General features: G+C 55.7%; 14 protein-coding genes and 1 other RNA gene. All 15 read right to left on the bottom strand.

Features of this window, described 5'->3' with window-relative positions; genetic code table 11:
* Positions 1 to 6: 6 nt before the first annotated feature.
* Positions 7 to 876, bottom strand: coding sequence for a type IV pilus biogenesis/stability protein PilW (gene pilW, locus B1757_RS12230; protein ID WP_101538563.1), 870 nt, complete (start codon positions 874 to 876; stop codon positions 7 to 9).
* Entirely contained in the window at positions 873 to 1,964 is a 1,092-nt protein-coding gene (rlmN, locus tag B1757_RS12225; protein WP_101538562.1) for a dual-specificity RNA methyltransferase RlmN, read from the bottom strand. Before rlmN ends, pilW begins: the two co-directional genes overlap by 4 nt.
* On the bottom strand, positions 1,965 to 2,390 hold the full coding sequence (gene ndk / locus B1757_RS12220) for a nucleoside-diphosphate kinase (protein ID WP_101538561.1): 426 nt from the start codon (positions 2,388 to 2,390) through the stop codon (positions 1,965 to 1,967).
* 126 nt (positions 2,391 to 2,516) lie between these two features.
* A complete protein-coding gene (gene miaA / locus B1757_RS12215; protein WP_253253854.1) occupies positions 2,517 to 3,434 on the bottom strand; it encodes a tRNA (adenosine(37)-N6)-dimethylallyltransferase MiaA in 918 nt (305 codons plus the stop codon).
* 17 nt (positions 3,435 to 3,451) lie between these two features.
* Positions 3,452 to 5,296: a DNA mismatch repair endonuclease MutL gene (gene mutL / locus B1757_RS12210; protein ID WP_101538559.1), complete on the bottom strand. Its 1,845-nt coding sequence runs from the start codon at positions 5,294 to 5,296 to the stop codon at positions 3,452 to 3,454.
* Positions 5,293 to 5,766, bottom strand: a complete 474-nt coding sequence (tsaE, locus tag B1757_RS12205) for a tRNA (adenosine(37)-N6)-threonylcarbamoyltransferase complex ATPase subunit type 1 TsaE (RefSeq protein WP_101538558.1) — start codon at positions 5,764 to 5,766, stop codon at positions 5,293 to 5,295. Before tsaE ends, mutL begins: the two co-directional genes overlap by 4 nt.
* A 15-nt stretch (positions 5,767 to 5,781) precedes the next feature.
* Positions 5,782 to 6,237, bottom strand: coding sequence for a CBS domain-containing protein (locus tag B1757_RS12200; protein WP_101538557.1), 456 nt, complete (start codon positions 6,235 to 6,237; stop codon positions 5,782 to 5,784).
* On the bottom strand, positions 6,234 to 7,586 hold the full coding sequence (bioA, locus tag B1757_RS12195) for an adenosylmethionine--8-amino-7-oxononanoate transaminase (protein WP_101538556.1): 1,353 nt from the start codon (positions 7,584 to 7,586) through the stop codon (positions 6,234 to 6,236). The genes B1757_RS12200 and bioA overlap by 4 nt, the downstream gene beginning before the upstream one ends.
* Entirely contained in the window at positions 7,579 to 8,427 is an 849-nt protein-coding gene (locus B1757_RS12190) for an NAD(P)H-hydrate dehydratase (RefSeq protein ID WP_101538555.1), read from the bottom strand. Before B1757_RS12190 ends, bioA begins: the two co-directional genes overlap by 8 nt.
* Positions 8,428 to 8,429: 2 nt before the next feature.
* On the bottom strand, positions 8,430 to 9,647 hold the full coding sequence (locus tag B1757_RS12185) for an ammonium transporter (RefSeq protein ID WP_101538554.1): 1,218 nt from the start codon (positions 9,645 to 9,647) through the stop codon (positions 8,430 to 8,432).
* A 33-nt stretch (positions 9,648 to 9,680) separates the two neighbouring features.
* Positions 9,681 to 10,280 (bottom strand): recombination mediator RecR, encoded by a 600-nt coding sequence (recR, locus tag B1757_RS12180; RefSeq protein ID WP_101538553.1) that lies wholly within the window; start codon positions 10,278 to 10,280, stop codon positions 9,681 to 9,683.
* 1 nt (position 10,281) lies between these two features.
* Positions 10,282 to 10,605 (bottom strand): YbaB/EbfC family nucleoid-associated protein, encoded by a 324-nt coding sequence (locus tag B1757_RS12175; protein WP_101538552.1) that lies wholly within the window; start codon positions 10,603 to 10,605, stop codon positions 10,282 to 10,284.
* A gap of 26 nt (positions 10,606 to 10,631) precedes the next feature.
* A complete protein-coding gene (dnaX, locus tag B1757_RS12170; RefSeq protein ID WP_101538620.1) occupies positions 10,632 to 12,311 on the bottom strand; it encodes a DNA polymerase III subunit gamma/tau in 1,680 nt (559 codons plus the stop codon).
* A gap of 26 nt (positions 12,312 to 12,337) precedes the next feature.
* Positions 12,338 to 12,434, bottom strand: an RNA gene (gene ffs / locus B1757_RS12165) — signal recognition particle sRNA small type.
* Positions 12,435 to 12,616: 182 nt separating this feature from the next.
* Positions 12,617 to 13,627, bottom strand: coding sequence for a tellurite resistance/C4-dicarboxylate transporter family protein (locus B1757_RS12160; protein WP_253253847.1), 1,011 nt, complete (start codon positions 13,625 to 13,627; stop codon positions 12,617 to 12,619).
* Positions 13,628 to 13,745 lie beyond the last annotated feature (118 nt).

The following is a 13,745-nucleotide window of genomic DNA, read 5'->3' as shown; positions in this document are numbered from 1 at the left end:
GCTTAATCAACTCTGCTGCAATAACAGCTGTTGGGCTTTTTTGCCCGCCGTCGAATAAGGCGCAGCATTCACACAACGTTGCCATAATGACGTAGCTTCTGTGCTGTGACCCTGCTGGGCGGCAATTTGTCCCGCCAACAGTAAGGCATCAGGATTATTCGGTTCCTGAGCCAAAACGACCTGGAGATGACTGAAGGCAGCAGTGGCGTTACCTTCTTGGAAATCCATTTCAGCCAGCATTTGCAGCGCGGGTGGATAATTGGGCACGAGATAGAGAGCACGATTCAGCGCATCGCGGGCTGCAGAAAGGTTTTTCAGCCCAGCATAAGCCTGTGCCAGATTGGTCCAGGCAAATTGCGGCGTACTGTATAAAGGATCGTCCGTAGCCATCTTCAACTGGGCGACAGCTTGCTGGTAGTCGTCGGTATTGACCAGAAAGGCCCCGAAATTATTATGGTATTCTGGGTTTTTGCCATCTAGCGAAAGCGCCTGCTCAAAAGCCTGCTTTGCCAAAGCTTTTTGCGCAAGCTGCTCATAGGCTAGCCCCATTACATTGTAGGCATTTGCATAGTTGCTATCGACCTGAGTGGCTTTTTGTAACTCACGAATGGCTTGCCTAGGATGACCATCCTGCAGATACGCAGTACCGAGTGAAGTGTAAATACCCGCCTTGGCTTTACCGTCGTCGGCTGGTGCCTGGAGACCCTGATCCTGGGCGCGGGTTTTATGTTCGTGGGCAATAAATGCCGCCATTTGCTGATCGGGTGTCATGGCAGTGTTCTTACTGCCAAAGATCCCGCAGCCACTTAATACCGTTGCGGTCAGCACAGCAGGAATGATTATTTTCAGGGTTAACGGGGTTCTGCGCGTGCTCATGCCTGTACCTTCAAGGGAATGCTGCGGCGACCATCTCGCACCTGTCCAGCCAGTTGACCGCAGGCAGCGGCAATGTCGTCACCGCGCGGCCGGCGCGTAACCGTCATGATATCCCCACGCATGACAATATCGCGAAAAGCATCAATGCGCTTTTGCGGCGAACGCTGATAATCAGATCCGGGGAATGGGTTGAAAGGAATGAGATTGACCATGGCCGGGATGCCCGACAATATCCGCAATAAAGCCCGGGCATCGGTGTCACTGTCATTGACTCCGTCGAGCATGACGTACTCAAAGGTAATGCGACGACGCGGGAGCAGCGGATAACGCCGACAGGCTTCCAGCAATTCGGCGAGGGGATAATGCCGGTTGATGGGAACCAGAATATCCCGAACCTCGTCTCGACTGGCATGCAGACTGATAGCCAGATTCACCGGGCTTTCCGCACCAAGGCGGTCCAGACCAGGAACGACCCCTGCCGTACTGACGGTAATGCGTTTGGGACCAAAACCGTAGGCAAAGTCGTCGCGCAACAAGTCCAGAGCGGGAAACAGATGCCGCAAGTTCAGCAAAGGTTCACCCATCCCCATGAATACAATATTGGTGATGGCATCCAGGCCCAGCTTCTGCCGGGCAATCCGGATCTGGGCAATGATTTCGTGGGTTTCCAGATTGCGGCTGAGGCCCTGGGCGCCAGTCGCACAAAAACTGCAGGCCAGAGAGCAACCCACCTGAGAAGAAATACACAAGGTGCCCCGATCTTCTTCAGGAATAAATACCGTTTCAATCGCATTACCGTCCGGCAGGCCCAGCAACCATTTGCGGGTACCGTCTGCGGCAAGTTGATCAGCCAGGATTTCCGGCTCAGCATAGAAAGTTTGTTCAGCCAGCCGCGCCCGGAGACCCTTGCTGATATTGCTCATTTCCGCAAAATCCGCGACCTGCCGCCCATGAATCCATTGCAGCACCTGTTTGGCGCGAAAGGGAGATTCTCCCCATTCGGTCAATAAAGCCGCAAGGGACTGCTGATTCAGTCCCAGAAGATGCGGCTTTTGCGCCGGAATCACGACTGCGGCTTCGGCACTCATTTAGCGCGAAAAAATCTCCCGTTGGCTAAAGAAATAACTGATTTCCCAAGCGGCCGTTTCGGCGCTGTCGGAACCGTGGACGGCATTGGCATCAATGCTGTCGGCAAAATCTGCTCGGATGGTTCCCGGAGCGGCATCCTTGGGATTGGTGGCTCCCATCAGATCACGATTTTTGAGAATGGCACCCTCACCTTCCAGCACACTGACCAGCACTGGACCGCTGCTCATGAACGCACACAGTTCACCATAAAAAGGACGGGCCTTATGGACCGCATAAAATCCACCGGCGTCTTCCTGGCTGAGATACAGCATTTTGGTGGCAATGACCCGCAGGCCAGCCGCTTCAAAACGACCCAGGATGGCACCAATGGCATTTTTCTGGACGGCATCGGGTTTAATAATGGACAAAGTGCGCTCTACAGCCATAAATTCCTCAATAGGGATAGATTAAAAGTCGCCATAGGCTAGCATTACACTGGTTTACTGGCAATCTCCGGAAATCATCGCCGGAAATCAGCACTGGAGGCACTCCAGAGACATATTTGATCAGCGTCATCTGCATGAAGTGCGTAACTCATGGGGAATTTGCTGGCAAATCCAGTCCAGCAAATACGCGGTCACCCCCGCCGCAGAAGGATCAAGCAGAATATCGGCAGTTTCGCGTTTGAACCAGGTATCCTGACGTTTGGCTAGTTGCCGTGTTGCGGCGAGAGCTGCGGCATAGGCATCTTCAGCGCTGTATTGGCCCTCCAGCCAGGCAAAATACTGACGGTAACCCACAGCCCGCAAGGCGGGCAGATCAGGGGCATAATGACGTTGCTGCAAGGCGATTACTTCATCGACAAAACCGGTTGCCAGCATGGCATCCAGACGTTGCTGGATGCGTCCATGCAGCCAGGAACGGGGCGAACGCAGGACGATTTTCCGGAGCGGGCCAGGGAAAGCGTCCTGCCAGTGTCGAGAGGCGCTTAGTGGTGCGCCGGTGTGCTGGATGATTTCCAGGGCACGCTGAATGCGTTGTTGATCATTGGATTGGATGCCGTCGGCGGTCTGCGGATCAAGATCCGCCAGGCGCCGGTGCAATGCTGGCCAGCCTCGCAGTGCGGCCTCAGCCAGCAATTGTTGGCGCATTTCCGGATCAGCAGGAGGCAACGCATCAATGCCCCGCTCCAGGGCGCGGAAATACAATCCCGTACCGCCCACCAGCACAGGAATACGACCCCTGCGGCGGGCTTCGGAAATACAATTCAAGGCGTCTTCCCGAAACAAACCGGCTGAATAGGGATCGTCAGGCTCACGGATATCCACCAAAGCGTGGGGATATTGCTGTCGCAATGCTGCATCGGGTTTGGCACTGCCGATATCAAAGTGGCGATACACCAATAGAGAATCGACGCTGATGATGTCTACCGGAAAGCGGTCGGCGATGCGCATGGCCAGATCAGTCTTGCCGCTGGCCGTCGGGCCCATCAGAAACAAGGCGGGAATCATCGCCCGCGCAGAAACAGGCGGTCGAGGTCCGCCAGGGAAAATTGCACCACGGTGGGACGGCCGTGGTTGCATTGTCCAAATCGGGGGGTGGCTTCGAGTTGGCGGAGCAGACTGTTCATTTCATCCAGGGTCAGGCGGCGGCTGGTTTTGATGGCTGCCCGGCAGGCCATTTCAGCCAGCACCGGGTCGCCCTCAACATCACCCTGCCCCCAGGGTTTTTCTGCATCCAGCAACTCGGCGACCAGTTGCGCATAACTGCGGGGGTCCAGTGAGCGCAGCGCGCCGTGAATGGCCAGCGTACCCGGTCCGGCGATGCTGATATCCAGACCTGCTGTTTTCAGAACCTCCTGATTAACTTCAAAACGCGCCAGTTGCGATGCCGTCACATGCAAATATTCGGGAATGGCAAACTGCTGCTTATCATCAAGTTGGCAGGCTTTTTTCATCTTCTCGTAGAGGATGCGCTCATGGGCTGCATGTTGATCCACAAGGATCATGCCCTCGTGATTTTGCGCCACAATGAAACGGGCATGAATCTGAGCCAACGCCTGACCCAACGGATATTCCGGACTCAAATGGTGCTGCTCTTGAACTTCCAGTGGAGCTTCAGCAGTCAGGCTGGCCGCCCCGGTTGTTGTGCCGGTAGCCACTATCTGTTCCCAGTAAGCGGCGGTTTGGGCCTCGCCCACACTGCTTAAAGGCTGTTGGATAGAAGGTGCATAAGGCAGCGGCGCCCGGACTGCTGCGGCGGAAAAATCCTGACTTGCCGTCACGGCTTGCAGCTTGGGCTGAATGGGGACGGTAACCTGCGGCAAATCCCCACCCTGCCCGGCAATAATCCTGCGCAAGGTATGAAACAGAAAATCATGGACTGCACGACTATCCCGAAAGCGCACTTCCGCCTTGGCCGGATGCACGTTGACATCCACCTGTTCGGGTGGCAGCTCAAGATACAGGACATACAAGGGGTGTCGATCCTGAAACAACACATCCTGATAAGCGGCCCGCAAGGCATGGGTCAGCACCGGGTCACGCACCGGGCGGCCGTTGACGAAAAAGTACTGTTCATCGCCCCGCGCCCGATTGTAGGTGGGCAAACCCAGCCAGCCCCGCAAAGACAGATCACGATCGCTTTGTTCCAGATGCAGGGCGTTGGCCATGAAACCCTCGCCCAGAACGGCAGCTACCCGCGCCGCGCAGGCAGCCGAGTCATGGGCTGCGGGAAATTGCACGAGGCTGCGATCATTTTGCAGGAGTTGAAAAGCTATCGGGAAATTGGCAAGGGCAATCTGGCGAAGTACTTTCTGGACTCGCGACAACTCAGCCGCAGGAGAACGCAGGAACTTGCGACGTGCGGGCACGTTATAAAACAGATCAGCCACCCGTACCGTCGTGCCAGGCGCCCGGGCTGCAGGCTCTAAACGAATTTGCTCGCCGCCATGAACCGCGATCCGCGCCCCTTGTCCCGAGTCATGGGTTCGGCTCAGAATTTCTACCCGTGCTACCGAAGCGATGGCGGGCAAAGCCTCGCCGCGAAAGCCCATGGTCTGGATAGCCTGTAAATCTTCCCAGCTGGCTACCTTGCTGGTGGCGTGACGCTCCAGAGCCAGAGGGAGATCTTCCGGGTTAATGCCCGTGCCATCATCTTCCACGCTGAGCATGTCCATACCGCCCGCCTGAAGATGAATGGTAATGCGGGCAGCCTGAGCATCCAGACTGTTTTCCAGAAGCTCTTTGAGAATGGAAGCGGGCCTTTCGACAACCTCGCCAGCAGCAATCTGGTTGGCGAGGGTAGCGTCCAGGCGCTGAACTCTGGCAGGAGTACGTGCCTCAGCACTCATGTCTGACGCCCAGCAGGATCAGGCAAACCCTGCAACCAGGCTGCAGCCCGGAGATTGCCCGCTTGGGCTGACAGGCGATGCGCGGCATCGGCATGAATATCCAGTGTCAACTGCAAATCCGGGGGTGGTAAATATCCCTTGCCTTTTTCCGGCCATTCGATCAGCCATAAGGCCGGAGTCGCCAGATAATCACGGATACCGATAAATTCCAGTTCTTCCGGATCATTCAGGCGATACAGGTCGAGGTGGTGGGCCAGCCCGGAGTGCGTGTCATAGCTTTCGAGCAGGGTATAGGTCGGACTTTTGATGGACTGGGTGACTCCCAGGGCACGGAGCATCCCCTGGGCCAGAGTGGTTTTTCCGACTCCCAGATCACCCTCCAGATAAATCACGGCAGGGACCTGAATACGCCGGGCAAGCTCAGCCCCCCAGGCCTGACAGATATGAGCGCTGGAAAAAATCCAATCCATCAGCGAAGCAACGGCTCAGGATTTCAACAGATGTTGGAGAATGTCGGAGCGGGTGATGATGCCCAGCAATGTACCTTCGGTATCCACTATGGGTAAGGCGTGTACTTCCCTGCGCAAGAGTTTTTCTGCGACATCATCCACGGACTCATCCGGTCCTGCCGTGACTACCTTGGTCGTCGCCAGTTGTGCTGCGGTGACAGCCGTCGCCTTACGCAGTTCTTCTTCATACTCGTGCATGCCACCCAAGGGGATCAGTCCATCAAGAATGGTCAGCATGGTGGGCAAATGCACCTCGCGGTTGGCATCAATCAGATCCCGTTCACCAATCATGCCGACCAGATGTCCTTCAGCATTCACCACCGGAATACTGTGATGCCCTGACTGCAAGAGGATTTTACCGACATTTTTCACGGAATCTTCCGCCTGCACCGTAGTGGCCGCACGGGTCATGATTTCCTGGGCCGTCGTCATTGTTTGCTTCCTTCCGCCATGGCGTTAAATAATGTTTGGAGAATAGTGTCTATTTCCGCTGCTGTCACCGACAGAGGCGGAACAATGGTCAGCAAATCCCCCAAGGGGCGACTATAGACCCCCATTTCCCGAGCACGTTTGCACACCATGTATTCTACCCGCTCACCATAGGGATAAGCAGCGCCCGTAGCCGGATTGCGCAAAGGGATGGCCGCCATCAGACCAAATTGACGGGGGTCGCCAGCCCAGACTTGGCCTCGAAAGCGCTCCAGTCCTTTCTGTAGTCTGGCGATTTTTTCCGGCAGCTCGCTGAGTAGCGAGCCTTCGGCAAAAATGTCGAGATTTTCGAGAGCCACCGCACAGGCCAAAGGATTGGCCGTAAAAGTATGTCCGTAATAAAACTGCTGGGCCTCGCCAAAAGGCGCAAGAAAAGCCTGATAGATTTTTTCCGAGGCGAGGGTCGCAGCAATGGGCAAGTATCCCCCACTCAAGCCCTTGCCCAATGCCAGCAGATCCGGTTCAGCTCCTTCCCTTTCGCAGGAAAACAGTTTGCCACTGCGCCCAAACCCGGTCGCCACTTCATCTACAATCAACAACACGTCATGGGCATTACACAACTGTTGCGCACCTTGGAGGATTCCCGGAGGGAAAGGCAATATACCCGCCGCCCCCTGTACCCCCCCTTCCAGAATCAGCGCGGCTATTTTCTCTTTTTCCGCGAGCAAAAGTGCTTCCAGAGTCTGCAGCCAGAGCTTCGCAGCGGCTTCACCATCACCCTGACATTGTTCCCATTGTAAAACATAGGGACTGGGCAGCCGCCGGGTCGGAAACAGTAAATTGCCATACACTTCATGAAAAAGCGGGAACCCGCCCACCGAAACCGCACCCACCGTGTCGCCGTGATAGGCATTATCCAGGGTCAAAAAAAGATGCTTCTCGGGCTGCCCGATATTGACCCAGTACTGAGCGGCCATTTTGATGGCCACCTCCACGGCTTCGGACCCATCTTCCGTAAAAAAGCAGTGCTGCAGTGATGCCGGGGAACAGTCCACCAGTTTTTTGGCGAGCCGAATGGCCGGGGGATTGCTGGCACCCAGACTGGTGCTATGGGCCACTTTGCCGAGTTGTTCCAGCAGGGCGCGATCCAGGCGCGGATGACGATGACCATGCACATTGCACCAGAGACTCGCCACCGCATCGAGACAGCGCTCACCATCCACATTATACAGATAATGCCCTTCGGCCCGGTCAATGATCCAGGGATCATCATCGCCATAACATTGCATCTGGGTGAAGGGATGCCAGAAATAACGGCGATCCCAGGCTTTCAGCATTTCTGTTTCAGACATCAAGGGACTTCAACTCCTGTAGGACATAAGGCACGGCATTGAGAATATCGCCAGCCAGCAGGCTCTCGGGACCTAATTGGCGGGCAGCGCGATCGCCTGCCAGGGCATGAAGAGAGACGCCGAACAGCAGAGCTTCATGAGGAGGCAAGCCTTGGGCCAGCAGTCCTGCCAGCAGCCCAGTCAGCACATCGCCACTGCCGCCGGTGGCCATACCCGGATTTCCCCAGGGACAATAACAGCAACCCCCTTCTCCCCGCAAAAGACTGTGCTGCCCCTTCAATACCCAGTATCCGCCATAGCGGGATTGCAAAGCCTGAATGGCTCCCAGGCGATTTGCCTGAATCGCAGCGCTGTTGTCCAGCCCCAGCAAGCGGGCAGCCTCTCCCGGGTGGGGCGTAAACAGTCGAATGGCCTCACTGCGCAATAGGGATGGACCAAAGCGCGCGAGAATATTGAGAGCATCCGCATCCCAGACCTGAGGACAGCTGAGCTGACCCATTTCGCGCAGCATGTCATGGGCAGCCAAACCCTGCCCCAAGCCTGGACCTACGGCAAGCGTGGCATGATTCGGCAAAGCAGCAAAGCTGGCAGGCCAGTCCCACCAGGTCGCCTCGGGCAGTTCTGCAGCCAGATAGGGAACAGCTGCAGGATGTCCGACAGCCGTTACCAGTCCGGCGCCTACTCGATAGGCCGCCGTAGCGGCCAAGGCCAAGGCCCCTCCCATCCCCGGTGCTCCACCGAGCACAAAAACATGACCAAACTGGCCCTTGTGCGCGTCTGGAGAGCGTCGGGGCAAGACTGGCAACTGCTCCAGCGTTAATGCCGCACAAGCATCATCCATGTTCAGGCCCTCTCGATATCTTCCTCAGGATACGCGCTGACATGATGAATACTCAAATCCGGACCGGCATACTCGGCTTCGGCATCGAGACGAATGCCAATGACCGCCTTGATGGTGCCGTAGACAACAGCACTACCAACCAGGGCGATCAGCACCCCCAGACCGGTCCCCAGAAGTTGGGACCAGAAACTGACCCCTCCGGCGCCACCGAGCATTTTCAGACCAAAAATGCCGACGGCCAGACCGCCCCAAACGCCGCAAACCCCATGCAGGGGCCAGACCCCGAGGACATCATCCAGACGCAGACGATGTTGTACGAAAGTGAATAAATACACAAAAATGATCCCGGCAATGGCGCCAATGGCCAAAGCGCCTATAGGCTGCACCACATCAGACCCTGCACAAATGGCCACCAGCCCAGCCAACGCGCCATTATGCACAAAACCGGGATCGCCCTTACCGACCGCGAGCGCCGCCAGCATACCACCCACCAGAGCCATCAATGAGTTCAGGGCCACCAGCCCCTGCACCTGGGCCAGTTGCTGGGCGCTCATGACGTTAAAGCCAAACCAGCCAATAATCAGTATCCACGATCCCAACGCCAGAAAAGGTATATTGGAGGGAGGCATGGCATGGATGCTTCCATCCTTGCCATAGCGGCCCCGCCGGGGCCCCAGCAACCACACGGCCATCAGGGCCATCCAGCCGCCCATGGCATGGACCACCACCGAGCCGGCAAAATCATGAAAGGGAGCCCCGAAAGTCTGAGTAAACCAGGCCTGAACCCCATAATTGTTGTCCCAGACAATGCCTTCATAAAAGGGATATACCAATCCCACCAGAAAGGCCGTTGCCAGCAACTGCGGATAAAAACGGGCACGTTCGGCAATACCGCCGGAAATGATGGCCGGCACCGCTGCCGCAAAGGTCAGCAGAAAGAAAAAACGCACCATTTCAAAGCCATGATCACCGGCTGTCAGGGTTTGGACGTTCCCGAAAAAGCTGATGCCGTAGGCAATGTGATAACCGATAAAAAAATAGACAATGGTAGAGATGCCGAAATCACTGAGAATTTTCACCAACGCATTGACCTGACTGCGGCGGCGTACGGTTCCCAGTTCCAGAAAAGCAAAACCGCCATGCATGGCAAACACCAGAATGGCGCCCATCAGCAAAAAGAACACATTACCGCCCGGAGGCGTTACTCCTGTAGCCAGCATCTGACAGCTTCCTCTCTCAAGTGGTTATTTTAACTATTCATCCAGCAGGCGACGTCCATGCATCGCCCGTCCGAGGGTACCGCGATCTACATATTCCAGTTCTCCACCTACCGGCACGCCGTGGGCAATCCGACTGATGGTGATGCCGGCGGGGACCAGCTCCGCTAAAAACTGAGCAGTAGCTTCGCCTTCCAGGGTGGGGTTGGTGGCAAATATCACTTCCTGCAAGCCCGTTTCCGCCAAACGCTGGCTGAGACGATCCAGGTGCAGGGCTTCTGGTCCGACACCATCCAGAGGCGACAAATGCCCCATCAGCACAAAAAAATCGCCGCTGAACACTCCGGTAGCTTCTATGGCACGCAGGTCTGCCGGAGACTCCACGATACAGAGCACGGAATGATCGCGTTGCTCACCCCGGCAAATACTGCATAAAGGCGCTTCACTGAGGTTATTGCAACGCTCACAAAAACGCACCGCCGCATGGGCGCGCTCCAGCGCTGCAGCCAGTTGGGGCAGTAGATTACGTTTGCGCACCAGGAGGTCATAGCAAATGCGCTGCGCAGAGCGCGGCCCGATACCGGGAAGGCGCCTTAACAGCGCCTCCAAAGCCTCCATACTCGGAACATCAGCCATCTCAGAAAGGCAGGTTCATGCCCGGAATGCTCATCCCGCCGGTCACTTCCGACATGCGCTCGGCACTGACTTTTTCGGCATTGCGCACGGCATCGTTGACGGCTGCCGCCACCAGATCCTCCAACATTTCCTGATCATTGTCGGCCAGCAACGAAGGATCAATGCGGACCTTGCGGACATCATGGCGACAGGTCATGGTCACTTCGACCAGATTGCCCCCTGCATGCCCCTGTACTTCAATATGGGCCAGCTCTTCCTGGGTTTTCTGCAGACGATCCTGAAGTTGCTGCGCCTGCTTCATGATATTTCCCAAACCACCTTTCATCGTGCACTACCTCCCTGTAAATGGTATCAATGTTCAGAAACCGCTTGATCCTGGTCCCTGAAAGTAATGGATTCTACCTGAACGCCCAGGACTTCGGTAAATTGTCGAATGCGGGGATCATTGGCTACCCTCGCCTGTGCTTCCTGCATCCGTGCCGCAATCCGGGCCTCTTCCTCGGCAATCAGGCTCCCCACCCCGCTTTCCTCGGTCAAAGCCGCAATGCTGAGTTGCGGCGCCTGACCAAAATAGTCACTCAACGCCTGCAGAATGCGTGCCTTCTCTTTAATGATAAAAGCCAAATAACGTGGCTCGATCAATAAATCCACTTTCTCGGCAGCGCAGCGCAGCGCCTGGCCGTGACGCAGTTGTTCCTGCAGAAGTGGTGACAGCTTCAAGGCGGGAATCATGTCGCGCCAGGAAACTGCCGGGCTGACGGATGAGGAGAGCGCCTCGTGTCGCATTTCCGGGGCGGGTTCGCGGACCTGATCTACAAGCTCCGGCGCTGCGGACTGGAATTTTGGAGTTGATTGCGCTTGTTGTTCTGCTGCGGCTTGATCGGAATCCCTGCCATTTTCTGGAGCGGACTCCGGTTCAGGGGTGGACTGCGGCGTCGGAGCCTTTGCTCCCGTTAAAGAAAAGCTCAGCACCCGCAAAAAAGCCATTTCCAGCGCCATGCGCTGATCGGGGTAAAGCTGAAAATCCCGGCGTGCCGAAAGCAGCAGAGCATACCAGGATTGCAACAGTAACGGATGGATTTTATCACGGAGCTGTGCCACCTGTTCGGCATCTTCGCTCTCGGTCGCGAGGGGGACAAACTGCGCCAGACTCAAACGATGGACGCCTTCAATCAAGCGATCCAAAAGTCCGGCGGCATCCAGACCTCGTGCCAGATGATCGTCGACCAGAGCAAACACCTGCCCTGCATCCTGGCCAATCAGGGCGGCAATGATGAGCATGATGGTATCGTCGCCACTGCGCCCCAGCATGTTCAAGACACCCTCGCGGCGCACCGCTCCGCCACCATGAACAATGGCCTGATCGAGCAGGCTGAGGGCATCCCGCAAACTGCCATCAGCAGCTCTTGCCAAAATCTGCAAGGCCGCATCTTCAGCCGGAACTTTTTCCGCCGCCATGATTTGCTGCAAACGCCCCTGAATCTGGGTTATATCCAGTCTACGTAAATTGAACTGCAGACAGCGGGACAAAATGGTCACCGGCAGTTTCTGGGGATCCGTGGTCGCCAGCAGAAATTTGACATGCTCCGGAGGCTCTTCGAGGGTTTTCAGAAGGGCATTGAAACTGTGGGTAGACAGCATATGCACTTCATCGATGAGATAAATCTTGTAGCGACCGGCGACCGGCGCATATTGCACATTGTCGAGCAATTCGCGGGTTTCATCCACCCGGGTACGGCTGGCGGCATCCACTTCCAGCAGATCCACAAAATTTCCGGCGCTGATACTCTGGCAGGCGCTGCAAACGCCACAGGGTTGGCTACTGACCCCCTGTTCGCAGTTCAGACATTTGGCCAGCAGTCTGGCCAGCGTGGTTTTGCCGACCCCCCGGGTACCCGTAAACAAAAACGCATGATGGATGCGTCCCGAGTCCAGGGCGTGTCGTAAAGCGGACACCACTGCTTCCTGCCCCACAAAATCTTCAAAATGCTGGGGTCGCCAGCGTCGGGCGAGGGCTAAATATCCACTCATGGACAAACACAAAATTGGGAGGCGACGCGAATCAGCCACACCCCGGCACCTGGATTGCCGGCTGCCGCTGCTCCCTTCCGGGCCTGACGGGGTTCACCAGCTACCACTGCGAGGGGACCGATTGTTGTCGCCATAGAAAACCTGAAATTGTCCGGTAAGGGACGAGAACAGACAAAAAGTGCAACATTCCGCTTTGCACCCACAAGTCGCGAAAGTATCAGAACCATGCCGGGGGATCAATAAGGACCATGACGTTGCGCTTCTGATCGGTCACCCCATAACCATCACTCACGAGATCCCAATGCCTATTTTCTGAATCCTTGGAGAATGCTGTACAGCATGGCGAGAAAGGTCAGCGACCAGGCGGTCAGGGCCAGAAAAAAGAAAACCCGGCCCAGTGGATCCAGAAAAATCAGATGCATGCTTCGCGCCATATGCAGCGTAGCCAGACCATACATACCCACGGGAAACACCATCGCCCAATAGGAAGCATCATAACGCAGCGGAAATTTGCGGATGACATAACGCCAGAAGCCAAGGATCAGCAACAAGGGTATCCACCAGCTTCCACCTGCCCAGTAAAACAGGGTGAAACCTTTGATGAAAGGCAGCAAGGGCTGTAAATAGGGGGCGGACTCGCCATTGAGGACCAACAGTGATCCTGCCAGGGTGGAAATAGCCATGGCACCCATATTGCTCCAGTAGGAGGAATGCAGATGCTCAGGTATAAAGTCCATAAAAATCATCCGATAAAAAATCAGGGTCATGACCCAGATATAAAGCATTCCGCCCAAAAGCCAGAGACTCAGAGCGATAAAATCAAATTCGGCCCGGGGCAGGAAAGCACAGCGGGCATCCAGCAACAAAATCAAAACCGCAATGGATTGGGGCGCAATAATGTGGAGCAGCCAACCCCCGGAAATCCCTTCGGCCAATCCAGGCTTACGGGGGTGCGTAACAAAGCGGGCCAGCAGTCCGTAATTCAAGGTCAGATACAGTAGTGTCGCCATTCCTAAAAGGATTGTTGCCAGAACAAGATCATTTTCCAGGAGAATCAGTTGACTACCGAGCACCGCCGTAGCCGCAACCATGGTTAAAAATCCGGAGCCTTTGAGAATGGCCGAGAAATCCGCCAGAAACTCCGGCGCGTAACGGTACAAACGCCAGAAATTCAATAGCCAGAGCACTGCGTAAAAAAGGACATTCAGCCAAAGCAGGATTTTTGCCAAAAGCATGACATGGAGCAGCCCTGCAGATATGGAAATGACGCCCGTTCCCATCACCAGCGTGAAATAGGCTGGTGAAAGATGTGCCAAGCGCTGATCTATCCTTTTGATTTGTTGATAAAACACTATTCAGCAATCCATTTTTGGGCTATTCAAAGCTAACATTGCGGCCAGTATATCTGTGTGGTCAGGATTCTTCCCAGTCTTG

This window comes from Acidithiobacillus marinus (assembly GCF_002847505.1).
GTDB classification, from domain to species: Bacteria; Pseudomonadota; Gammaproteobacteria; order Acidithiobacillales; family Acidithiobacillaceae; genus Acidithiobacillus; species Acidithiobacillus marinus.
Note: the sequence above shows the minus strand (reverse complement) of the source record. Positions and strands in the feature narration are given on the sequence as shown.